Source organism: Streptomyces sp. NPDC046203 (assembly GCF_040646255.1).
Classification (GTDB): domain Bacteria; phylum Actinomycetota; class Actinomycetes; order Streptomycetales; family Streptomycetaceae; genus Streptomyces.
This window is the reverse complement of sequence record NZ_JBEYZX010000023.1, coordinates 61,888-84,430: the sequence shown is the minus strand read 5'-3', so window position 1 is coordinate 84,430 and position 22,543 is coordinate 61,888. Positions and strand designations below refer to the sequence as shown.

Genomic DNA, 22,543 nt, shown 5'->3' with positions numbered 1-22,543 from the left:
GCCGCTATCCCGGAACCGGCGTTCTTCAGGGAAATACCTGAATTCCGTTCCGGCGGCCCGGCCGGGCTTGACCCCGTGTGACCTGCTGTTCCACCGTGAGGAACGCTGAACCGGCGGCGGGTCCCGACGAGGACCGTGCCCCGGAGTGCGGCCCGTGACGCCGGCCCCGTGGGCCGAGGCCGCTTTCCTGTCAGACCGGCCGCGCTTTCGCCGGCCGGGTCGTAACGGCTTGCCACGTGAGGGTTGTGCTATGTCACTCCGCGAGGAGTCTTTCCCCCAGGACGAACGTCGATCGACCGCCGGAGCCACGCCCGGAGCCCCGTCCGGAGCCGCGTCCGGAGCCACGCCCGGATCCGCATCCGGAGCCGGGGCGGAGTCCGGGTCCGGCGCCGTCTCCGTGCCCCTGTCCGGTGCCCAGGAGGGCCTCTGGTACGCGCAGCGGCTCGCCCCCGGCAGCGCCGCGTACAACACCGCGGAAGCGGTGGAGATCCACGGAGCCCTCGATTCCGGCCTGTTCGAGACGGCGCTGCGCCGTACGGTGGGCGAGGCCGGCACCTTCGGCCTGCGCTTCTTTGACACGGAGGACGGCCCGCGCTGCCGTACGGCGGCGGACGCCGCCGACTGGCCGCTGCACCGGGCCGACGTCAGCGACGCCGCCGACCCGGAGGCCGCCGCCTGGGAACTGATCCGCGCCGACCTCGCGACCCCGGTGGACGCCGACAAGGGACCGCTGTTCGCGCACACCCTGCTCACCCTCGCCGCCGACCGGCACATCTGGCTGCTGCGGGCCCATCACATCCTGCTCGACGGCTACAGCTACAAGCTCCTCGGGCGACGGCTCGCCGAGGTCTACAACGCGCTGGCCGAGGGGCGCGAGCCCGCACCCGGCACCTTCGCGCCGGCCGACCGGCTGCGGACGGAGGAGGCGGCCTACCTCTCCTCCGAGCGGCACGGCCGCGACCGCGACCACTGGGCCCGGCGCATGGCCGGCCTGCCCGAGCCGGCCCGCCTCACCCGTCGTACGGCCCCGCCCGGCGTGCCGTTCCTGCGCCGCACCGCCGAGTTGGACGCGCCGGACGCCGAGGCGCTGTCCGCCGCGGCCACCCGGCTGGAGGTCACCCGCACCGACCTGGTCACGGCCGCGGTCGCCGCCTATCTGCACCGGATGACCGGCGCGGACGACCTGGTCCTCGGCATGGCCACCATGAGCCGGCTCGGCAGCGCGGCCCTGCGCACCCCTGGCACCGCCTCCGACGTACTGCCCCTGCGGGTCGCGGCCCAACCTGGCGTATCCGTAGCGGAGTTCGCGCGTACCGTGGCCGCCGAGCTGGCGGCCCTGCGCCGCCACCAGCAGTACCGGGGCGAGTCCATCCGCCGCGACCTCGGCCTGCTCGGCACCGGACGCCGGCTGTACGGCCCCGTGCTGAACATCGTGCCCTTCACCGAGGAGCTGGACTTCCAGGGCGCCACGGCCATCTGGCACCACCTGTCCGGCGGCGCCGTCGACGACCTCCAGATCAGTGTCCGGCCCGGCACCCGCCCCGGCGCGCTCTGGTTCGCCTTCGACGCCAACCCCGGCCTGTACGACGAGGACGAACTCGCCCTCCACCGCGACCGGTTCATCGAACTGCTGCGGCGGCTGACGCGGGCCGAACCCGCCACCGCGCTCGCCGACCTCGATCTGCTGCTGCCCGGCGAGCACCCGCGCGACCTCCCGGTCCGCGCGTTCCCCGTCACGGACACGCTCACCCGGCTCTTCGAGCGACAGGTGCACGACGGGCCCGCACGCATCGCCGTGACGCACGAGGGCGCCCACCTGACCTACGGCCAACTCAACGAGGAAGCCAACCGGTTGGCCCGGCTGCTCATGGAGCACGGCGCCGGACCGGGCCGCGTGGTGGCCCTGGCGCTGCCCCGGGGCCCCCGGCTGCTGCCCGCCCTGCTGGCGGTCCTCAAGACCGGCGCCGCCTACCTCCCGCTGGACCCCGGACACCCGGCCGAGCGGCTGCGCCTTGTCACGGCGGACGCGGCACCCGTCCTCGTGGTGACGGAGAGCGGCGCCGTCGGGGACCTCGGCGGCACGGCCCCCGCCGTCCTGCTGGACGACCCCGCCACCAGCGCCGACCTCGCGGCACGCCCGGCCGGCGACCTGACCGACACCGAGCGCGGCGGGCCGACCGGGCCGGCCGACATCGCGTACATCATCCACACCTCCGGCTCCACCGGCCGCCCCAAGGGCGTGCCCGTCCCGCACGCCAACGTGGTCCGGCTGTTCGCCGCCTCCTCGGCAGCAACCGGTGACGACGGCGACGGCTTCGACTTCGGCGCCGACGACGTGTGGACCCTCTTCCACTCGTACGCCTTCGACTTCTCCGTGTGGGAGATCTGGGGCGCCCTGCTGCACGGCGGCCGGCTCGTCGTCGTGCCGTACGCCGTCAGCCGCTCCCCGCGGGACTTCCTGCGGCTGCTGGGCGACGAGGGGGTCACCGTCCTCAACCAGACGCCGTCCGCCTTCGAGCAGCTCGTGGACGCCGACGAGGGGACCGGCGCCGGCGCGCTGCGGTACGTCGTGTTCGGCGGGGAGGCGCTGCGCCCCGAGCGGCTGCGCCCGTGGACCGCCCGGTACGGCTTCGACCGGCCGGCCCTGGTGAACATGTACGGCATCACCGAGACCACCGTGCACGTCACCCACCACCGCCTCACCCCGGCCGATCTCGCGGATCCGCGCCGCGGCGCCGTCATCGGCACCCCGCTCGCCGACCTGCGGGTCCATCTCCTGGACGCGGCGGGCCGGCCGGTTCCGCCCGGCGCCGTGGGCGAGATGTACGTCGCGGGCGCCGGCGTCGCCGCCGGATACCTGAACCGTCCCGACCTGACCGCCGAGCGGTTCCTGGACGACCCCTACGGGCCCGCCGGCGGCCGGATGTACCGCTCCGGCGACCTGGCCCGCAGGCGCGCCGACGGGAGCCTCGACTACCTCGGCCGCGCCGATCAGCAGGTGCAGCTGCGCGGCTTCCGGATCGAACCCGGCGAGATCGAGGCCGTCCTCGCCCGGCACCCCGGCGTCTCCCGGGCCGCCGTCGTCGTGCGCGAGATCCAGGGCGGGTCCCGGCAGCTCGTCGCCTACCTGGTCGCCGACGGTGAACAGATGCCCACGACCGCCGAGTTGCGCGCGCATGCCGCCGCCCATCTGCCCGACTACATGGTCCCCGCGGCCTGTGTCCCCATGGGCACGCTGCCGCTGACCGCCAACGGCAAGCTGGACACCGACGCCCTGCCCCTGCCCGACTTCACCGGGACCGCGGCCGGCGTCAAGCCGACGAGCCCCGAACAGACCCTTGTCTGCGGCCTGTTCGAGGAAGTGCTGAAGCTGCCCCAGGGCGCCGTGGGCATCGACACCAACTTCTTCGAGCTGGGCGGCGATTCCCTGCTCGCCACCCGGCTGCTGGCCCGGCTGCGCCGCGCGTCAGGGGCCGACGTACCCATCACCACCCTGTTCGCGACCCCGACCCCCGCCGCCCTCGCCGGACTCCTCGAAAGCGGCGCCGGCGCCGCGCCCGCCCGGCCCGTCCCGGGCACCCTGCCGCGGCCCGCGCGCGTCCCGCTGTCGTACGCCCAGGAACGCATGTGGTTCCTGAACCGGCTCGACGACTCGGCCGCCACGTACAACATCCCCCTCGTGGTGCCCCTCGGCTCCGCCGTCGACACCGAGGCGCTGCGCGCCGCCCTCGGCGACCTCGCCGACCGGCACGAGAGCCTGCGCACGGTCCTCGCCGACCACGACGGCACGCCGTACCAGCGGATCCGGCCGGCCGGGGAAGCGCGTCCACCGCTGCGCGTGGTCGACTGCCCCGCCGAGGAGATCGCCGCGAGCCTGGCGACCGCCTCCCGGCACCGCTTCGACCTGGCGGCCGAAAGCCCCCTGGCCGCCTGGCTGTTCACGGCCGGCGAGGAGCGGACCCTGCTGCTCGTCCTGCACCACAGCGCTGCCGACGGCTGGTCCCTGCGTCCGCTGGCCGACGACCTGAACACGGCGTACGCGGCCCGCCGCGCGGGCACCGACCCGGGCTGGGACGCGCTCCCGGTCCAGTACGCCGACTACGCGCTCTGGCAGCGCGCCCTGCTCGCCCCCGCACCGGACGGCACCGGTGAGGCCGAACGGCTCACCGCGCACTGGCGCCAAGCGCTGACCGGCGCACCGGAGGAGTGCACCCTGCCCGGCGACCGCCCCCGCCCGGCGACGGCACGCGACGGCGCCCATGTCACCGAGCACGTGCCCGCCCCCCTGCACCGGGACCTGACCGGCCTCGCCGAACGCGAGGGAGCCAGCCTGTTCATGGTGCTGCACGCCGCCGTCAGCGCCCTGCTCAGCCGCGCCGGCGCCGGCGAGGACATCGTCCTGGGCGTCCCCGTGGCCGGCCGCCTCGAATCCGGCCTGGACGATCTGATCGGCCTGATCACCAACACGCTGGTGCTGCGCGCCGACACCTCCGGCGACCCCGCCTTCCGCGAGCTGCTGGCCCGCGTCCGGCCGGGCGACCTGGCCGCGCTCGACCACCAGGAACTGCCCTTCGACCGGCTCGTGGACGAACTCAACCCGCCCCGTACGCCCGGCCGGCACCCGCTGTTCCAGGTCATGCTCGCCCTGCAGAACAACGAGCCCGCGCTGCTCCGCCTCGGCGGAGACCCCGTGCCGCTGCGGCCCACCGCCACCGGCACCGCGAAGTTCGACCTGTTCGTCGACGTCCTGGAGCGGCACACCGCCGACGGCACCCCCGACGGCCTGGACCTGCACGTCGAGTACGCCACCGATCTCTACGACCGGTCCACCACCGAGGAGTTCGCCCGCGCCCTGGGCCTGCTGCTCGCGGCCGTGACCGCCGACCCGGACACCCGGCTCGGACTGCTCCCCGCGCCCGCGCCGCGCCCCTCGGCCGAGGAGCGCCCGGCGGCCGGTACCGCCCCGGCCGAAGCGGCCCTGATCGAGGCGGCCCTGTCCGTGCCCGGCGTGCGCGACGCCGCCGTCCTGCCCCAGGCCGACGGGAGCGCGCCCCGGCTGTTCGTGGTGCCGGGCCGCGCGGAGGCCACCGAGGCCGTCGAACGGCTGCTGGAGCGCACCGGCGCCACGTCCGTCCGTGTCACCGCCGTCAGCACCCTGGCCCGTACCGCCGACGGCACCCTCGATGCGGCCGCGCTCGCCGCCCTGCCGGTGGTCGACCGCACCGCCGCCGAGGACTGGCAGCGGCACCTCGCCCGCGCGGGCGGTGTCTCCTCGGCCGAGGTCACGGTGGAGAACACCCCGGAGGAACTGGACCGCCGGCACGCCGGGACCCAGCGCCGCACCGCGGAGACGGCACCCGGGACGGCCGCCCCCCGGGCCGTCTCCCGCCGCCCCGCGCTCAGCGAGGGCCCGGAACTGCCCGAACCCTCCGTCGCCGGCTGGAGTGAAGCCCTCGTCCGGGCCGCCGAGCGCGGCCACGGCGAGGTCGTCCACGTCCGCGCCGACGGCAGCGAGACCCGCCGCGACTACGCCTCCCTGATCCCCGAGGCCTCCCGGGTCCTCGCCGGCCTGCGGCGGGCCGGACTGCGCCCCGGCGACCAGGTGATCGTCCAGTGCGACGACAGCGAGGACTTCCTCGCCGTGCTGTGGGGCTGCATCCTCGGCGGCATCGTCGCCGTTCCGCTCACGGTCCCCGCCTCCTACACGACCTCCTCGGCCGCCCTCACCAAGCTGGAGGGCATCTGGCGGATGCTCGGCCGGCCCTGGGTCGTCTGCTCGCCCGCGCTGGAGGCGGGTCTGCGCGGCGTCGCCGACCGGCAGAACTGGCCCGGTCTGCGGCTGACCACCGCCGAAGAGCTCCGGGACGCGCCCGAGGACCGCGACTGGTACGCCGCCGAGCCGGACGACCTCATCCTGATGCTGATGACCTCCGGCAGCACCGGCCTTCCGAAGGCCGTCCGGCTGACCCACCGGGGCGTGCTCACCCGGTCCGCCGCCACCGAGGCCATGAACGGACTCGGCGCCGACGACGTCACCCTGAACTGGATCCCGCTCGACCACGTCACCGGCGTCGTCATGTTCCACCTGCGGGACCTCTACCTCGGCTGCCGGCAGATCCACGCGCCGACGTCCTGGATCCTCGCGGACCCGACCCGCTGGATGGAACTCGCTCACCGGCACCGGGTCTCGGTCACCTGGGCGCCCAACTTCGCCTTCGGCCTGCTCGCCGAGGACACCGACCGCTTCCAGGGCCGCGACTGGGACCTGAGCCCGATGCGGCTGGTGATGAACGCCGGTGAGGTCGTGGTGGCCGCCGCGGCCCGCGGCTTCCTGCACGCGATGCGGCCCTTCGGGATGCCCCAGGACGTGATGCACCCCGGCTGGGGCATGTCCGAGACCTGCTCCGTGGTCACCGACTCGGTGCTGCCCGCCGAACCGCCGGGCACCGACGAGACGTTCGTCAGCTGTGGCCTGCCCTACCCCGGCTTCGCCATGCGCATCCTCGGCGAGGACGGCACCCTGCTCGCCGAGGGCGACGTCGGCCGGCTCCAGGTCCGCGGCACCTCCGTGACCCGGGGCTACCACGACAACCCGGCCGCGAACGCCGAGGCGTTCACCGACGACGGCTGGTTCGACACCGGCGACCTGGCCTTCCTGCGCGACGGGGAACTGTTCATCACCGGCCGCGCCAAGGACGTCATCATCGTCAACGGCGTCAATCACTACAGCCACGAGATCGAGTCCTGCGTCGAGGAACTGCCCTCCGTCGTCCGCAGCTTCACCGCGGCTTGCGCGGTCCGCTCCGACCCGGCCGCCACCACCGACGAACTCGCCCTGTTCGTCCACCTCGCCGCCGTGCCCGACCGCGCTGCCGCACTGCGGGAGATCGCCGGCAAGGTCACCCGCGAGATCGGCGTCAGCCCCGCCTTCCTCGTACCGATCGGCCCCGCCGACATCCCCAAGACCGAGATCGGCAAGATCCAGCGGACCAAGCTGCGCAAGAGCTTCGAGGCGGGCGACTTCGAAGACGCCGTCCGCGAGGCCCAGTTGCTCATGGGCACCGCCGCCACCCTGCCGGACTGGTTCCTGCGGCCCGAGTGGCAGCAGATCGCGCCGCACCGGCCGCGCATCCTGCCTGCCGGCCGGCACACGCTCGTCCTGGCCGGCGCCGACACCGGATCCCACGACCTCGCCGACCGCCTGGCCCGGGCGCTGCGCGCCCAGGGCGCCCGCTGCACCGTGGTCACGGACGGCACGTCGTACGCCCGCCGCGACGCCGCCCGCTACGAGATCCGGCCCGCCGACGACGCCGACCACGCCGCGCTGCTACGGGACTTGGACGCCGACGGCCGACCCGTCGACGCCGTCGTCCACCTCGCCGCACCCGTCACCGACGCCGCCGCCCCGGACGACACGAGCGCCCGTACCCTGCTCGCCGCGGCCCGTGCCCTCGGCACCCGGCCGGCGGACCTGCTGCACGTGACGGCGGGCGCCCAGGCGGTCACCGGCGACGAGTCGCCCTCGCCCGCCGAGGCCATGGCCGGCGCGGTCCTCAAGTCCCTGAGCGAGGAGAGCGCGGGACTGGCCTGCGTCCACCTGGACACCGAGCCGGGCACCGACCCCGTGCCGCTCGTCCTGGCGGAAGCCGGACAGCCCCTGGTGGACACCGAGGTGGCCTACCGCGCCGGACGCCGCCATGTGCGCCGACTGGCCGCGCTGCACCGGGATCCGGCCCGCGTGGAGCCGCCCGCCGCCGAGGGCTTCCACCTGATCAGCGGCGGACTGGGTGGCGTCGGCACCGAACTCGCCACCCATCTGCTGCGCACCCCCGGCACCCGGCTGCTGCTCCTCGGCCGCACCGAACCGGCCCCCGGCGGCCCGCTGCCGGAGGCGGAGAACGTGCGCCGGGTACGCGCCGACGTGACCGACGAGGCGCAGGTACGCGCGGCCGTGGACGCCGCCACCGAGGCCTGGGGCGTCCCCCTGACCTCGGTCTGGCACCTGGCCGGAACGCTCGTGGAGCGCCCGGCCGCGGACCTGGACGCGGACACCTGGCGGACGGCGCTGGCCGCCAAGGCCCTCGGCGCCTGGACCCTGCACCGGGTCGCCGCCGATCACCCGGTGACCTCCTTCGTCCTGTTCTCCTCGGTCAACGGCTGGTTCGGCGGCGCCATGAACACCGCCTACTCCGCCGCCAACGCCTACCTGGACGGGCTCGCCCACTACCGCCACGCGCAGGGGCTGCCCGCCCAGAGCCTGGCCTGGAGCATGTGGCGGGAGCGCGGCATGAGCAGCGGCTACCAGCTCGCCGCCCTCACCGAGGCGCGCGGCTACCGGGTGCTGGACGCCACCGCCGCGCTCCGCTCCCTCGATCTCGCCCGCACCCTGCCCGAACCCCACCTGCTGATCGGTGCCGACCGCACCGCCCCGTGGGTCCGCAGCCACCTCGCCGAACCCGCCCGGGGCGTACGACGGCTGGCCGGCCGCGTCGCCCTGACGGAGGGCGCCGACCTCGGCGCCCTGCACCGCGCGGCGGCCGACGCCGCGGGCGGCACCCCCTGGGTGCTGCGCGCCGCCGGCAGCGCCGAACGGCCGCCCGCCGGCGAGGACCGGCAGCACGACCTGGAGCAGCGGATCGCCGAACTGTGGTGCGGCGTCCTCGGCCGCGACCGGGTCGGCCGCGAGGACAACTTCTTCGACCTGGGCGGCAATTCGCTCCTTCTGGTCAGCGCCCAGAACGCCGTCAACCGGGCGTTCGGCAGCGACGTGACCGTGGTCGACCTGTTCGCCCACCCCACCGTGCGTGACCTGGCCGGCCACCTCGCCGCCCGGATCCCCGCACCGGGGGCGGCGGACGACAGCGCCCAGGACCCGCCGAGCGGTCTCGACCGGGCCAAGGAACAAGCGGAACGGCAGCGCGCGGCCCGCGCCCGCCGCTCCCCGCGGAACGGAAAGGGCCGAGGCCATGCGTGAGTACCACGAAACACCGGACACCCCCGAGGAGGAGGCACCGGCCGTCGCCGTCATCGGCATGGCCGGCCGGTTCCCCGGCGCCGACGACCTCGACGCCTTCTGGGGCAACCTGGCCGCCGGACGTACGTCCGTACGGCCCGTCACCGACGAGGAGTTCTTGGCCGCCGGAGGAGACCCGGCCGACCTGGACGACCCCTCGCTGGTTCGGATGGCCTCCGTCGTCGAGGGCATCGACCGCTTCGACTCGGGCTTCTTCGGCTACACCCCCGCCGAGGCCGCGGTCGTCGACCCCCAGCAGCGCCTGCTTCTGGAGACGGCCTACCAGGCCCTGGAGGACGGCGGCTGCCTCGCGCCCGGCACCGACAACGGCACCTTCGGCGTCTACGCGGGCAGCGGCGACAGCCGCTACTACCCCACCCACATCCACCCCCGGTACGCCGGACGGCCCGGGTCCGTCGAGCTGGTGCACGCCGCCACCGCCAACTCCCTGGGCACACTGGCCACTCGGCTCTCCTATGAACTGGGCCTGACCGGACCGAGCCTGTCCCTCCAGACGGCCTGCTCCACCGCGCTGGTCGCGGTGCACACCGCCTGCCAGGACCTGCTCGACTACCGCTGTGACACCGCCCTCGCCGGCGCCGTCTCCCTCAACCCCTCGGCGCTGCTGGGCTATCGCCACGTCCCCGGCGGACCCTTCTCGCCGGACGGCTACTGCCGGGCGTTCTCCGCGGACGCCGCCGGCACCTCCTCCGGGGACGGCGTCGGCGCGCTCGTCCTCAAGCGGCTGGAGGACGCACTGGCCGACGGCGACCGGATCCGGGCCGTCATCCGGGGCAGCGCCGTCAACAACGACGGCCGCCGCAAGGTCGGTTTCAGCGCGCCCAGCGCCGCCGGACAGACCGAGGTCGTCCTCGCCGCGCAGGCCCAGGCGATGGTCGACGCGGGCACCATCGGCCTCGTCGAGGCGCACGGCACCGCGACCCGCCTCGGCGACCCCATCGAAGTCGCCGCGCTCACCGAGGCGTTCCGCGAGTCCACCGACCGGAGCGGCTACTGCGCGCTGGGCTCGGTGAAGACCAACATCGGCCATCTGGGCGCGGCGGCCGGCATCGCCGGCATCATCAAGGCCGTCCTCGCCCTGGAACACCGGCAGATCCCGCCGAACCTGCACTTCGAACGCCCCAACCCGCTCATCGACTTCGCGGCCGGACCCTTCCGTCTCCCCACCCGGCTGGAGGACTGGACGGCCGCCGACCACCCCCGGCGCGCCGCGGTCAGCGCCTTCGGGATCGGCGGCACCAACGCCCATGTCGTCCTGGAGGAGGCCCCCGCCTCCGCCCAGGCCGCAGTTCCCGCGTTGCCCGGCGCCGCCGAGGACACCGGCCGGCTGGTGCTGCCGCTGTCCGCGCGCACCGCCGGAGCCCTGCGCGGCCAGGCCGAGGCCCTGGCCCGGCATCTCGAACGCCGGCCGGAGCTGTGCCTGGACGAGGTGGCCCAGGCCCTGCGCACGAGCCGCCCCGCCCTGCGCCACCGGACGACCGTCACCGCGCTCTCCCGGGACGAGGCCCTGTCGGCGCTGCGCGCCGCCGCCCCCGCTACCCCGGCGGTGCCGGACGAGCCCGTGCGGATGGCGTTCCTGCTGCCCGGCGGCGGCACCCAGTACCCGGGCATGGGCACGGAGTTGTACCGCGACCAGGACGTCTACCGCGACACCGTGGACGAGTGCGCCCGTATCCTGCGCCCCGAACTCGGCGTCGACGTCCGCACCACCCTGTTCGAGGGCGCGCCCGCCGATCACACCGCCGACTTCCTCGGCCTGGTCGTCACCGAATACGCTCTCGCCCGCACCCTGATGGCCGCCGGCGTCCGGCCGGACGTGCTGATCGGCCACTCCCTGGGCGAGTACACGGCCGCCTGCCTGGCCGGGGTCGTCGACCTCGCCGACATGCTGCCCCTGGTCGCCACCCGGATGCGGCTGATCAGCGAGGCGGGCGGGGCCACCGTCGGCGTCGCCGCCCCGGTCGAGGACGTACTGCCGCTGCTCGACGACGAGTTGTCGCTGGCGGCGGTGAACGGTCCCGCCGCGTGCACCGTCGCCGGGTACGAGGAGGCCGTCGCCCGCTTCGAGCGCGAACTCGCCCGCCGGGACATGCCGTTCCGGCGGCTGCGGATCCCGCTCGCGGCGCACTCGCACGTCCTGGACCCGGTCCTCGCGATCTACGAGAAGCACCTGCGCGGCGTCACCCTGCGCCCGCCCCGGATCCCGTTCGTCACCAACGTCACCGGCACCTGGATCACCGACGAGCAGGCGACGTCCGTCGAGCACTGGCTCGCCCACACCCGCGGCACCGTGCGCTTCGCCGACGGCATCGCCGCCCTGTGGGAACGCGAGCGCCCGGTGCTGGTGGAGGCGGGACCGGCGGACACCCTCACCAAGCTGGCCACCGCCCGACTGGCGCCGGACACCCCGGTGACCGTCACCAGCATGCGGCACGCCCGGGCCGAAGCCTCGGACGGCTTCGTCTTCGCCGAGGCGCTGGGCCGGCTGTGGAGCGCCGGCGTCGACAGCGCGCTGCCGCCGGTGCCCGGAACGCCCAGGACGGCCCCGCTGCCGCCGTACGCCTTCGAGCGGCACCGGCACTGGATCGATGCCCCCGGGGCCCGCGCGACCGGCTCCGACACCCCGGACCCGGCCGGGTCCGGGCCGACCGCCCTCGCGCCCCGGCCGAGGCTCGCCACCGAGCACGTACCGCCCCGCACCGACCGCGAGCGGACGGTCGCCCGGTACTGGGAGGAGATCCTCGGCATCGGCGGAATCGGCGTGCGGGACAACTTCTTCGACCTCGGCGGCGACTCCATGCGCGCCGTCCTGCTGACGGGCCGGCTCCGCCAGGCCGGGGTGCTCGACCTGACGGCCGCCACCCTGCTCGCCGCACCGACCATCGCCGGAGTCCTCACGGCCGCCGACGCGGCCACGGGCGACGGTGGGGACGGGGGCGGGGCCGGTGGCGGCGGGGCGTCGAGCACCCCGAGTGCCCCGAGCGCTCTCGCGCCGCTGCTGCCGCTGCGTGCCGAGGGCGGTGCCACCCCGCTGTTCTGCGTGCACCCCGGCGCCGGTGTGTCCTGGCGCTACACCGGACTGCTGCCCCACCTCGGCGGCGACCAGCCGGTGTACGGCATCCAGGCCGCCGGGCTCGACGGCACCCGGCCGCCCGTGTCCGACGCCGCGGAGATGGTCGCCTTCTACACCGGCCTGGTCCGTGAGGTGCAGCCGAACGGTCCCTACCGGCTCCTTGGCTGGTCCTACGGTGGCTTCGTCGCCCACGCGATGGCCCGCGCCCTCCAGGAACAGGGGGAGCGGGTGGAGCTGCTGGCCATGCTGGACGCCCCGCAGCCGTACGGCGACTGGTACGACGACGCGGCGGCCGAACGCCAGGTGGCGGCCCTGCTGATGCGAGTGGCCGGACTGCCGGTGGACGCGCACGCCGAACCGCCCGCCGTGGCCGAGGTCCTGGACCTGATCGAGAGCAAGATCGAGGCGGATCCGGACGGTTCGCCCGTCACCCGGGCGCAGGCCGCCGCGATCGCCGACGTCATGCGCAACAACCTGCGGATCGCCCCGCAGTTCGAGCCCGGCCGGTTCGACGGCGACGTGCTGTTCTTCAGCGCGGAGGAGGAGACGGTCGAGGGCGGATCCGGTGACTTCGCGGTCCGGTCCGGCAAGGCGGATGCCTGGCGGCCTCACGTCGGAGGGACGCTGCGCGAACTCGCCGTGCCCTGTGGGCACTACGAGATGACCGAACCCGAGCCGATCGCCCTGATCGGCAAGGCTGTGGCCGAGGCCCTGTGTGGCACCGCGGACGCGCGGCGGACCGGAGCCGTATAACCTGTCCGGGAGGGGCACCGCATGACCACGCCCGGTCCGCAGAACTTCTGCGGACCGGGCGTGGTCATGCTTGAACTCTGCGGCGAGTGAGGGGAGATGTACGACTCGCTCTTCCGGCGAGAGCGCTGCCGCGCCAGAGCCGGCCGTCTCGCGATCTGGCGGGGCTGTCGATCCGGCGGCCCCGGCGTCAGACGCCCGTCAGCCCGTGTCCCGGCCGAGCACCACGCTGAACACCCCTGGTCCGGCGGCGCGCACACGGACCCGCACCGTACGCGGCGTGGCCTGGCGGGTCGACACCCGCAGCCGGCCCGCACCGTCCGCCTCGCCCGCGCCGTCGGCCCATGCCGCACCGTCCGCTCCTGCCCGGAGATCGCGCAGCGTGCTCCCGGGGATCTCGCCCGCCAGGGCCTTCCACGCCGCCTCCTTCGCGGAGAAGAGGGCCGTCACCGGCCAGGCGGGCAGCAGGTGTTCCTCGTCTTCGCGCAGGATCAGCCGGGCCGCTGTGTACGGCAGCGGGCGGAGTTCCAGATCGCAGCCGAGCGGGGTGTCGTGGCCGGGGGCGCGGGCCACCGCGACCGCGACGCCGGCGCTGTGGGAGATCGATGCCGCCCTGCCGGGCGGGAAACGCGGCAGCCGGCCGACGCGGGGTATGTCCCCGCAGTCGAGCCCGACCGCGCGCAGCGCGCGGCGCGCGGCGAGCCGGCCCGCGAGGAACTCGGACCGGCGCCGGCCGGGCATCGGTACGATCGCCGCCGCCTCACCGGGTCCGGCGGGGGCCAGCCGGGGCTCGGTGGCGAGGGCGACGCCCAGACCGAGCCCCGCCCCCTCCAACTCCTGCCGCCACACGGCCAGTCGGTCCTCGTCGAAGAGGTGGCCGATACCCGGTGGGCGCATGCTCCTCAGGCCCGCAGCAGCTTCTTGACGATCTTGCCGGCCGGGTTGCGGGGGACCTGTTCGATGAACTCCACCCGACGGGGGCGCTTGTACGGGGCCAGCAACCGTGAGACGTGCCCGAGGAGTTCGAGGGCCTCGGTACCCGGCTCGGCCACCACGTACGCGAGGGGCACCTCGCCGTAGTCCTCGTCCGGTATCCCGACCACCGCCGCGTCCCGCACCGCCGGGTGGCCGAGCAGGGCGCGTTCGATCTCCGAGGGGTAGACGTTCTGTCCGGCCCGGATGATGAGGTCCTTGGTGCGGTCCACGAGATGGATCCGCCCCGCCTCGTCCAGGAACCCCAGGTCGCCCGTTCTGATCCAGCCGTTCAGACCGATCTCGCGGGTGGCCTCCGGGTCGTTCCAGTACCCCTGCATCACGCCGGGCCCGCGCACCACGATCTCGCCGGTCTCGCCGGTCGGCAGCTCCGTGCCGTCCGAGCCCACCGCGCGGGCGGACATCCCGGGGATCACCCGGCCGCAGGGGATGCGCGCCGTGACGTCCCCGGGCTCCGGGTGCTCGTCGGGGCCGAGGGTGACGAACGGGCCGCCGACCTCCGTCATGCCGTACACCTGCCGGAAGCCGCAGCCGAGGCGCCGTACGGCCTCCTCGTACACGTCGAGAGGCATGGGTGCGGCGCCGTAGAGGATCTCCCGGAGCGTGGACAGGTCGAGCCGGTCCGCGCCCTTGGACTGGAGCATGAAGCGCAGCATCTGCGGGACCAGCCACATATGGGTCGCCCGGTGCCGTTCCACCGCGGCCAGCGCCCGCTGCGGGGTGAAGCCCGGCATGAGCACGATGGTCGCGCCCGCGGCCATGTAGGTGAGCGACACCACCATGCTGCCGTGGTACAGCGGGCAGCAGTTGACCATCACGATGTCGTCGGTGGGCCGGGCCGACACCAGCCAGCCCAGGGCGATGGCACGGAAGGAGGCACTGTCGACCGTGACGCCCTTGGCCTGCCCGGTGGTCGCCGAGGTGTGCAGCACGGCCACGGGATCGGTGTCGGCCACGACGGGCATGTCCCGCTCGGACGCCATCGTGCCGAGCGTCTCGAAGACCGGCTTGTCGAGCGCGACCCGGAGCCGCACCGACGGCGGCAACTCCGTGTGCCGATCCAGCAGTTCGGACTCGCCGAACACGGCGACCGCCCCGACCCGCGCCACGATGCCCTCGACCTCGGGCACGGTCAGACTGTGGTTCAGCGGCACGAACAGCGCGCCGAGCCGGGCGAGCGCGAAGTAGGTCTCCAGGACCTCGATCCGGTCCTTGGAGAGCACGGCGACCCGGTCACCGCGCTCGATTCCCAGCTCCGCCATGCCCAGGGCGAGTTCGAGCGTGCGGTCGTGGAACTGCTCCCAGGTGACCGCACGCCGGTCGTCGACCAGCGCCGTACGCCCGGGAAAACACTGCCGGTTGCGTTCCAGCAGCTGGGTCGTCCACATCAGACGCCGCCACTCGCAGCGGCCGTGGAGCGCTCGGCGACGAACCGCTCGTAGTCGGCGATCGAGTGCAACCGCTCCATGTCGTCGGCGGTGATCTCCACCCCGGCCCGCTGCTCGACCAGCAGCACGAGCCGGACGAGGTCACCCGAGTCGATGCCGCTCGCGGCGAGGTCGGTGTCGTCGGCGACCCGCTGGACGTCCGCGTACTCCTCCATGCCGGTCAGCTCGACCAGCAGCTCCCTGACGGTGATCATCTGTCGCTCCCTTTCGTTCCGGCGGACCCGCCGCCGGGCGAGGCGCCCGGCCGGTCGCCGGGTCCTCGCGTCCCACGTCTGTCACCCGAACAAGAGGCGTCCGCGCCCGACCGCAATCCCCCCGGCTCCGCGTGACGTTTGTCACGCGCACATGCCGTGGACTCGGGGATTGCGGGCCCGCCGCCGTGACTCTTTCCCAGTCACAGGCCGCGCCCGGGATGCCGGGCACGGCGGGCGCCGCACGCGCCCGAGACATGCCGAAGGAGTGATGCCAGTGTCCAGGCGAGGGGTCCGGTCGGAGGGCGCGTACGTTCCGGGGCCGGCGGGGACCGGCCGGGGAGGCGCGGCGTGAGCGCGACAGAGTCCCCCGGCGCCACGACCGGCATCGCGACCGGGACCGGGGCCGCGACGGGAACGGTGGCCGGGGTCGGGACCGGATCCGAGACCGGGTCCGAGGCCGAGGTCGATCCGCTGGAGCGGTTCGAGGCATGGGTCGGCGCAGGCGAGGCCGTCGAGCCGGGCGACTGGATGCCCGACGGCTACCGCCGCCTGATCCTCCGGCAGCTCGCCCAGCACGCCCACTCCGAGATCATCGGCATGCAGCCGGAGGGCGCCTGGCTCACCCGGGCACCCTCCCTGTACCGCAAGTCCCTGCTGATCGCGAAGGTCCAGGACGAGGCCGGCCACGGCCTGTACCTGTACTCCGCCGCCGAGACCCTGGGCGTGGACCGCGAGGACCTGCTGGACGCGCTGCACACGGGCCGCCAGCGCTTCGCGGCCACGTTCAACCACCCCGCGCTGACCTGGGCGGACACCGGCACCATCGCCTGGCTGACGGACGGCGCCGCCGTCGTCAACCAGGCCCCGATGTGCCGTATCTCGTACGGGCCCTACGCGCGCGCCATGCGGCGCGTCTGCCAGGAGGAGGCCTTCCACGTACGGCAGGGCTTCGACCTGATGCGCGCCCTGTGCGAGGGGACGCCGGAGCAGCGGGAGATGGCCCAGGACGCGGTGAACCGCTGGTGGGTGCCGGCCGTCGTGCTGATGTTCGGGCCGCCCGACACCGAGGCGGGCGGTGCCGGCGGGCGGGCCGCGGAGGTCGGCGCCGCGATCTCGCGCCGGGCCATGGCCTGGGGCATCAAGCGGCACACCAACGACGAACTGCGCCAGCGCTTCGTCGACAGCTGCGCCCCGCAGGCCGAACGCCTCGGCCTGACCCTGCCGGACCCCGCGATCCGCTGGAACGAGGAGCGCGGCCACTACGACTTCACCCCGGTCGACCGGGACGGCTACCAGCGCGCGCTCGGCGAGAACACCCACTGGGCCCGGCAGCGGGTCGTCCACCGGCGCACCGCGCACGAGGACGGCGCCTGGGTACGGGAGGCCGCCGCCGCGTACGCCGCCCGCACCGAGGACACCGCCGCCGGCCGGGACACCGACACCCGGGACACAGCCGCCCAGGACACCACCACCCGGGACACCGCCCGGACCGAGGGCGCCGGCGAGACCGGCACCCAGGAGAACGACCGCACGGAGGTACACGCATGAGCGGCCCGCAGTCCCAGGGCGCCCCGGCGTCCTGGGAGGTCTTCCTGCGCCCCCGGCGCGGCCTGGCCCACCAGCACGTGGGCTCGGTACGCGCCTACGACCCGGACACCGCGCTGCTGCGCGCCCGCGATCTGTTCACCCGCCGCGACGAGCCGCTGTCGCTGTGGGTGGTCCGCTCCGACGGCGTGCACACCGCGTCCCCGGAGGACCGCGACCCGTACTTCGCCAACGCCCGCCACAAGCCGTACCGGTATGCGGAGCACTTCGCGCCGCTCACCACCGAGAAGGGCCCCGAAGGTGACCATGACGAGTGATCCGGCGGACGTCCGGCTCGCCCCCGCCCCCGACCTCGGCTTCGACCCCGGCCCCGACCTCGGCCTCGACCCCGATCTCGCCGTCCATCTGCTGCGCCTCGGCGACGACGCCCTCGTCCTCGGACAGCGGCTGTGCCAGTGGATCACCCGGGCCCCCACCATCGAGGAGGACCTGGCGCTGTCCAACATCGCCCTGGACCTCATCGGCCAGGCCCGGCTGCTGCTCACCCACGCCGGACGCCTCGACGGCACCGGCCGCGACGAGGACGCCCTCGCGTACACCCGTACCGGCCGGGAGTTCACCAACACCCTGCTCACCGAGCTGCCCAACGGCGACTTCGCGACCACCATCGCCCGCCAACTCGCCTACACCCACTACGCCGTCGCGTACTACGAGGCCCTCGGCGGCTCCTCGGACCCCGAGCTGGCCGCGTTCGGGCAGCGGGCCGCGAAGGAGGTCGCCTTCCACCGGCTGCACGCCGACACCTGGACCGAACGGCTCGGTCTCGGCACCCCCGAGAGCACCCGCCGGATGCGGCAGGGTCTGGAGGCGGTGTGGCCGTACACGGCGGAACTCTTCGACGAGGACGACGTGACGCGCCGGATCGCCGCCGCCGGCACGGCCCCCTCGCCCGCGCTGCTGCGCCCGCGGTGGGAGGAGAGCACCGCCCGGGTGATCGCTCGGGCCGGACTCGACGTCCCGGCTCCGCGCTGGCAGGGCCGAGGCGGCCGAACGGGCCTGCACACCGAGGAGTTCGCGTCCCTGGTGGCCGAACTCCAGTCGGTGCACCGGCAGTTCCCCGGAGGTTCCTGGTGAGCGGCGCGACGGCCCTGGCGGTGGCGGAGGTACGAACGCGGGTCGAGGCCGTACCGGACCCCGAACTGCCCTTCCTCGCCCTCGGCGACCTCGGTGTGATCGGCTCCGTCGCCCCCGGCGGCGACGGACGTATCGAGGTGGAGCTCATGCCCACGTACGTGGGCTGCCCGGCCCTCGCCGCCATGGCGGCCGCGATCCAGGACGTCCTCGCGGACTGCGGCCACCCGGACGGCCGGGTCCGGCAGGTGCTGTCACCGGCGTGGTCGACGGACCGCATCACCGCCGCCGGCCGGGCCGCGCTCGCCGCTCACGGCATCGCCCCGCCGATGCCCGCGCGCGGGGACGGACCGGTGCTCGTCCAGCTCGGCGAGGTCCCCTGCCCGCACTGCGGGTCCCGGGCCACCCGGCCGCACAGCGCGTTCGGCCCCTCCCGCTGCCAGTCGATGCTGCGCTGCACCGGCTGCGACGAGCTGTTCCCCCATTTGACCGCGCTGTGAGGACCCGCGTGAACTCCGCCATCTCGACCACCGCCCGCCGGCGCACCGGCTGGCACCGGCTCCCGGTCACCGCCGTCCGGCACCTCACCAAGGAAGCCGTCGCCGTCACCCTGGGCATCCCGGACACCCTCCGCGAGACCTTCGCGCACGAGCCCGGCGACCACGTCGTCGTCCGGCACCGTCGCGGCGGCGAGGAACTGCGCCGCAGTTACTCCGTGTGCCCCCCGCTCGAAGACCCCGGCACGCTGCGGCTGGTGATCAAGCAGGGCTCCCCGGACGGCTTCGGCACGTACGCCCTGACCGGCCTGGCACCCGGCGACCACCTCGAACTGGCCCCGCCCACCGGCACCTTCCGGCTTCCCGAACGGCCCGGTGCCCACCATGTGCTGATCGCGGGCGGCTCCGGCATCGCCCCGCTCTTCGCCATGGCCACGCACGCGCTGCGTACCGACCCGGTCTGCCGGGTCTCCCTCGTCCACTCCGTACCCACGGCCGAGGACGCCCTGCTCGCCGACGAACTCGCCGTACTCAAGGACGAGTTCGCCGACCGAATCGCCGTGCTGCACGTCCTCACCCGGGAGGACCGCCCGCCCCTGGGCGGCCGGATCGACGCCACCGGACTGCCGCGGCTGCTCGCCGCGCTGGACGCCCGGCCCGGCCCGGACACCACCTTCGCCCTGTGCGGACCGACCGGCCTGACCGACCTCGCCCGCACGGTCCTGACGGACGCGGGGGCCGACCCGGAGCTGGTCCGCTCCGAACTGTTCACCCTGGGCCGGGACCGGAACGACACCCCGGCGGTCCGGCCCGCGCCCGAGGAGCCGTCCACCGCCGACGGCACCCGGATCACCGCCCTGTACGACGGCCGGCGCCGGGTCGTCACCGCCCGGCCGGAGGACCCGGCCCTGCTCGACACGCTGCTGCGCGACCACGCCGACGTGCCCTACGCCTGCCGCGAGGGAATCTGCGGCAGCTGCCGCGCCAAGGTCCTCGACGGCGAGGTGGCGACCGGCCCCCAGTACGCCCTGGACGCCGGGCAACTGGCCGACGGCTACACGCTCGTCTGCCGCGCCACTCCGCTCGGCGCCGAGGTCACCGTCGACTTCGACGCCTGACGGCGTCCGCCGCGCCCGGCAGTCACCCCGTCCGGCGCCCACTCACCCGGCAGTCACCCGCCCGGCGCCCATCGGCCCGGCACCCATCCCCACCCCGGAAACAAGGAGAACGTGATGACCACCCCCCTGCGCCACACGGGCAGGACCGCCCTGGTCACCGGCGGCAGCCGCGGTATCGGACGGGCCATCAGCCGTCGGCTGGCCCGCGAGGGCGCGCTGGTGGCCGTCCACTACGGACACGACGCGGAAGCGGCCGAACGTACCGTCAAGGAGATCGAGTCCGAGGGCGGCCAGGCATTCCCGGTCCACGCCGAACTCGGCGTGCCCGGCGACGCCGACACCCTCTGGACCGCCTTCGACCGGGCCCTCGCCGAGCGGGGCGCCGAACCCGGCCTGGACATCCTCGTCAACAACGCCGGCATCACCGTCCCCCGCCGGATCGCGGAGGTCACCGAGGCCGACTACGACCGGGTGTTCGCCATCAACACGAAGGCGCCGTTCTTCATCGTCCAGCGCGGCCTGGACCGGCTGCGCGACGGCGGCCGGATCGTGAACATCTCCTCGGTCGCCACCCGCGTCGCCTTCCCGGCGATCGTCTCCTACGCCATGACCAAGGCGGCCCTGGACTACCTCACCCTGACCCTCGCCCAGGAGCTGGGCCCGCGCGGCATCACCGTCAACAGCGTCGCCCCCGGCTACACCGAGACGGAGATCAACCCCACCCTCGCGATCCCGGAGATCCGCGAACGCTACTCGTCGGCCTCGGTGTTCGGCCGGCTGGGCGCCCCCGCGGACATCGCCGACGTCGTGTCCTTCGTGGCGAGCGACGAGGCCCGCTGGGTGACCGGCCAGTGGATCGACACCTCCGGTGGCGTCCACCTCGGCCCGTGAGCCCCGCGCCCCACCCGTCGCACCGCCCGTCATCCCAGGAGATCCTCACCATGGACAACGGCACGTCCACACCGCTCCAGCAGCCCCCGGCCGATCTGCCGGCCGGGCCCTACGACGGCGCCAGCCCGTACGACGCCTACGTACGCGCCTCCGTCCTCAACAACCTTCAGCGGCCCCTCACCGACGCGCCCGACGAGATGGGATTCCTCGTCAGCACCCAGGTGATGGAGCTGTGGCTCACCCTGATCGTCCACGAGTGGCGCGCCGCGGCCTCCGCCTTCGCCAAGGACGACATCGACTCCGCCGGCGACGCCCTCGTCCGCAGCCGCCGCGCCCTGACCTCCCTCAATTCCACCTGGACCCCGCTGGCTTCCCTGACGCCCGCTCAGTTCAATGGCTTCCGGGCCGCGTTCGGCGCGGCCTCGGGCTACCAGTCCGCGATGTACCGGCACTTGGAGTTCCTCCTCGGCGACAAGTCCGAGACGCTGCTCCGCCTGCACCAGGGCGACCCCGCCGTACACGAGACGCTCGTCGAGGCGTACCACCGGCCGTCCCTGTACGACGAGGTGCTCGGCTACCTGTACCGCAGGGGCCTACCCGTACCGGAGCACATACGGGACCGGGACATGACGGCGCCCTACACGGCCGACCCGGGCGTCGTGGAGGTGTGGCGGCGGATCTACGCCGGTCCCCAGCGCGATCCGCTGCTGACCCTCGGCGAACAGCTCACCGACCTGGCCGAACTGGTCCTGCGCTGGCGCTACGACCACATCATGGTGGTCCGCCGGGCCATGGGCGCCAAGACGGGCAGCGCCGGTTCTCCCGGCCTCGTCTGGCTCGAACAGCGGGCCACGAAGCCGGTGTTCCCGGAGCTGTGGGAGGTGCGCGGTGGCCTCTAGGGAGATCTCCGGCTTCGCGGCGGAGGAGGAGGAGCGGGTCCTGAGCCTGAAGCCGGTCCTCGCGCCGAAGCGCGGCCGCTACGGCGACCACCCGAACCACTCCTACGACCTCTGGCCCGCCGAGTCCGCCGAGTCCGCCGAGTCGGTCGAGTCCGCAGGGCCCGCCGACACCCCCGGTGCCCCGCTGGTGATCCTGCTGCACGGCGGCTACTGGCGCTACGACCGCATGCACCTCACCCCCTTCGCGGCCTACCTCGCCCAGCAGGGCTTCGACGTACTGCTGCCCGGATTCCGCCGCTCCGGCGGGGCCGGCGGCTACCCGGAGACCTTCGACGACATCGCGCGGATCGTGGACACCCTGCCCGAAGGGCGGCCCTACCTGCTCGCCGGGCACTGCTCCGGCGGCCATCTGGCGCTGTGGTGCGCGGCCCGCGGCCTGCTGCCCGAGGGCTCTCCCTGGCACACCCGAACCCTCCCGACGGGTGTGCTGGCACTCGCCCCGATCACGGACCTCGAAGCGACCCGCCGCGACGACCTCAGCGACGGTGCCGCCGTGCAACTCATGGGGGGAGTAAAGGAGTTCGAGCAGCGGATGGCCGAGGTCGACCCCCTCACCCTGCTGCGCGGGGCGGGCACCACGGGCGTACCGACGGTGCTGCTGCACGGTGCCGTGGACGAGGAGGTCCCGCTCACGCAGTTCGCCGACTACGCGGCCGTGCATCAGGACATGAGGACCGTCACGCTGCCCGGCATTGGCCACTACACGCTCATCGAGCCCGGCGCCCCCGGCGCCCGCGCGGTCGCCGACACCCTCTGGGGGATGGCCGCCGCCTTCGGCGCGCACCGTCCCGGCGTCGACGCGGGGATGACCGTGCACGGATGACCGCTTGAAGGTGACCGCGTAGAGATGACCGCCACGGCCCGGGAGGGCCGGGCCGCCCGTGTCGATGCCGGGTGCGCCCCGCCCTCC

Annotated in this window: 13 protein-coding genes; 10 read left to right on the top strand and 3 right to left on the bottom strand. The window is 74.4% G+C overall.

Going from position 1 to position 22,543, the window contains the following annotated elements:
- Positions 1–397 precede the first annotated feature (397 nt).
- Together ABZ990_RS18515 and ABZ990_RS18510 are read left to right on the top strand one after the other, a co-directional pair.
- The gene (locus tag ABZ990_RS18515; RefSeq protein ID WP_361232142.1) at positions 398–8,974 is read left to right on the top strand and encodes an amino acid adenylation domain-containing protein; all 8,577 of its coding nucleotides are present in this window, start codon (positions 398–400) and stop codon (positions 8,972–8,974) included.
- On the top strand, positions 8,967–12,860 hold the full coding sequence (locus tag ABZ990_RS18510; protein WP_361232139.1) for a beta-ketoacyl synthase N-terminal-like domain-containing protein: 3,894 nt from the start codon (positions 8,967–8,969) through the stop codon (positions 12,858–12,860). The genes ABZ990_RS18515 and ABZ990_RS18510 overlap by 8 nt, the downstream gene beginning before the upstream one ends.
- Positions 12,861–13,058: 198 nt before the next feature.
- Here ABZ990_RS18510 and ABZ990_RS18505 read toward each other — a convergent pair whose 3' ends face one another.
- The 3 genes from ABZ990_RS18505 to ABZ990_RS18495 are packed head-to-tail and all read right to left on the bottom strand — an operon-like array spanning position 13,059 to position 15,492.
- Positions 13,059–13,754 (bottom strand): enterobactin synthetase, encoded by a 696-nt coding sequence (locus tag ABZ990_RS18505; RefSeq protein ID WP_361232136.1) that lies wholly within the window; start codon positions 13,752–13,754, stop codon positions 13,059–13,061.
- 5 nt (positions 13,755–13,759) lie between these two features.
- Positions 13,760–15,238: an AMP-binding protein gene (locus ABZ990_RS18500; RefSeq protein WP_361232133.1), complete on the bottom strand. Its 1,479-nt coding sequence runs from the start codon at positions 15,236–15,238 to the stop codon at positions 13,760–13,762.
- Positions 15,238–15,492 carry an acyl carrier protein gene (locus ABZ990_RS18495; protein WP_361232130.1) on the bottom strand — a complete coding sequence of 85 codons (255 nt, stop codon included), beginning with the start codon at positions 15,490–15,492 and terminating at the stop codon, positions 15,238–15,240. The genes ABZ990_RS18500 and ABZ990_RS18495 overlap by 1 nt, the downstream gene beginning before the upstream one ends.
- Before the next feature lie 471 nt (positions 15,493–15,963).
- On the opposite strand from ABZ990_RS18495, the gene paaA reads away from it, so the two are divergent.
- The 8 genes from paaA (at position 15,964) to ABZ990_RS18455 (ending at position 22,456) form a co-directional block, all read left to right on the top strand.
- Positions 15,964–17,040, top strand: coding sequence for a 1,2-phenylacetyl-CoA epoxidase subunit PaaA (paaA, locus tag ABZ990_RS18490; protein ID WP_361232174.1), 1,077 nt, complete (start codon positions 15,964–15,966; stop codon positions 17,038–17,040).
- Positions 17,037–17,354 carry a 1,2-phenylacetyl-CoA epoxidase subunit B gene (locus tag ABZ990_RS18485; protein ID WP_361232128.1) on the top strand — a complete coding sequence of 106 codons (318 nt, stop codon included), beginning with the start codon at positions 17,037–17,039 and terminating at the stop codon, positions 17,352–17,354. The genes paaA and ABZ990_RS18485 overlap by 4 nt, the downstream gene beginning before the upstream one ends.
- The gene (paaC, locus tag ABZ990_RS18480; protein WP_361232125.1) at positions 17,344–18,171 is read left to right on the top strand and encodes a 1,2-phenylacetyl-CoA epoxidase subunit PaaC; all 828 of its coding nucleotides are present in this window, start codon (positions 17,344–17,346) and stop codon (positions 18,169–18,171) included. The genes ABZ990_RS18485 and paaC overlap by 11 nt, the downstream gene beginning before the upstream one ends.
- The gene (paaD, locus tag ABZ990_RS18475) at positions 18,168–18,668 is read left to right on the top strand and encodes a 1,2-phenylacetyl-CoA epoxidase subunit PaaD (RefSeq protein ID WP_361232122.1); all 501 of its coding nucleotides are present in this window, start codon (positions 18,168–18,170) and stop codon (positions 18,666–18,668) included. Before paaC ends, paaD begins: the two co-directional genes overlap by 4 nt.
- 8 nt (positions 18,669–18,676) lie before the next feature.
- A complete protein-coding gene (locus ABZ990_RS18470) occupies positions 18,677–19,783 on the top strand; it encodes a 2Fe-2S iron-sulfur cluster-binding protein (protein ID WP_361232119.1) in 1,107 nt (368 codons plus the stop codon).
- Positions 19,784–19,897: 114 nt separating this feature from the next.
- On the top strand, positions 19,898–20,674 hold the full coding sequence (locus ABZ990_RS18465; RefSeq protein WP_361232116.1) for an SDR family oxidoreductase: 777 nt from the start codon (positions 19,898–19,900) through the stop codon (positions 20,672–20,674).
- Positions 20,675–20,724: 50 nt separating this feature from the next.
- The gene (locus ABZ990_RS18460; protein ID WP_361232114.1) at positions 20,725–21,573 is read left to right on the top strand and encodes a tryptophan 2,3-dioxygenase family protein; all 849 of its coding nucleotides are present in this window, start codon (positions 20,725–20,727) and stop codon (positions 21,571–21,573) included.
- Complete coding sequence (locus ABZ990_RS18455; RefSeq protein ID WP_361232111.1) at positions 21,563–22,456, top strand: alpha/beta fold hydrolase; 894 nt, start codon at positions 21,563–21,565, stop codon at positions 22,454–22,456. Before ABZ990_RS18460 ends, ABZ990_RS18455 begins: the two co-directional genes overlap by 11 nt.
- Positions 22,457–22,543 lie beyond the last annotated feature (87 nt).

Bases quoted from the DNA above. Each gene is read 5' to 3' on its own strand.
- ABZ990_RS18505 (WP_361232136.1), bottom strand. From the start codon at position 13,754: ATGCGCCCACCGGGTATCGGCCACCTCTTCGACGAGGACCGACTGGCC.
- paaC (WP_361232125.1), top strand. From the start codon at position 17,344: ATGACGAGTGATCCGGCGGACGTCCGGCTCGCCCCCGCCCCCGACCTC.
- ABZ990_RS18500 (WP_361232133.1), bottom strand. From the start codon at position 15,238: ATGTGGACGACCCAGCTGCTGGAACGCAACCGGCAGTGTTTTCCCGGG.
- ABZ990_RS18485 (WP_361232128.1), top strand. From the start codon at position 17,037: ATGAGCGGCCCGCAGTCCCAGGGCGCCCCGGCGTCCTGGGAGGTCTTC.
- ABZ990_RS18460 (WP_361232114.1), top strand. From the start codon at position 20,725: ATGGACAACGGCACGTCCACACCGCTCCAGCAGCCCCCGGCCGATCTG.
- ABZ990_RS18495 (WP_361232130.1), bottom strand. From the start codon at position 15,492: ATGATCACCGTCAGGGAGCTGCTGGTCGAGCTGACCGGCATGGAGGAG.
- ABZ990_RS18510 (WP_361232139.1), top strand. From the start codon at position 8,967: ATGCGTGAGTACCACGAAACACCGGACACCCCCGAGGAGGAGGCACCG.
- ABZ990_RS18465 (WP_361232116.1), top strand. From the start codon at position 19,898: ATGACCACCCCCCTGCGCCACACGGGCAGGACCGCCCTGGTCACCGGC.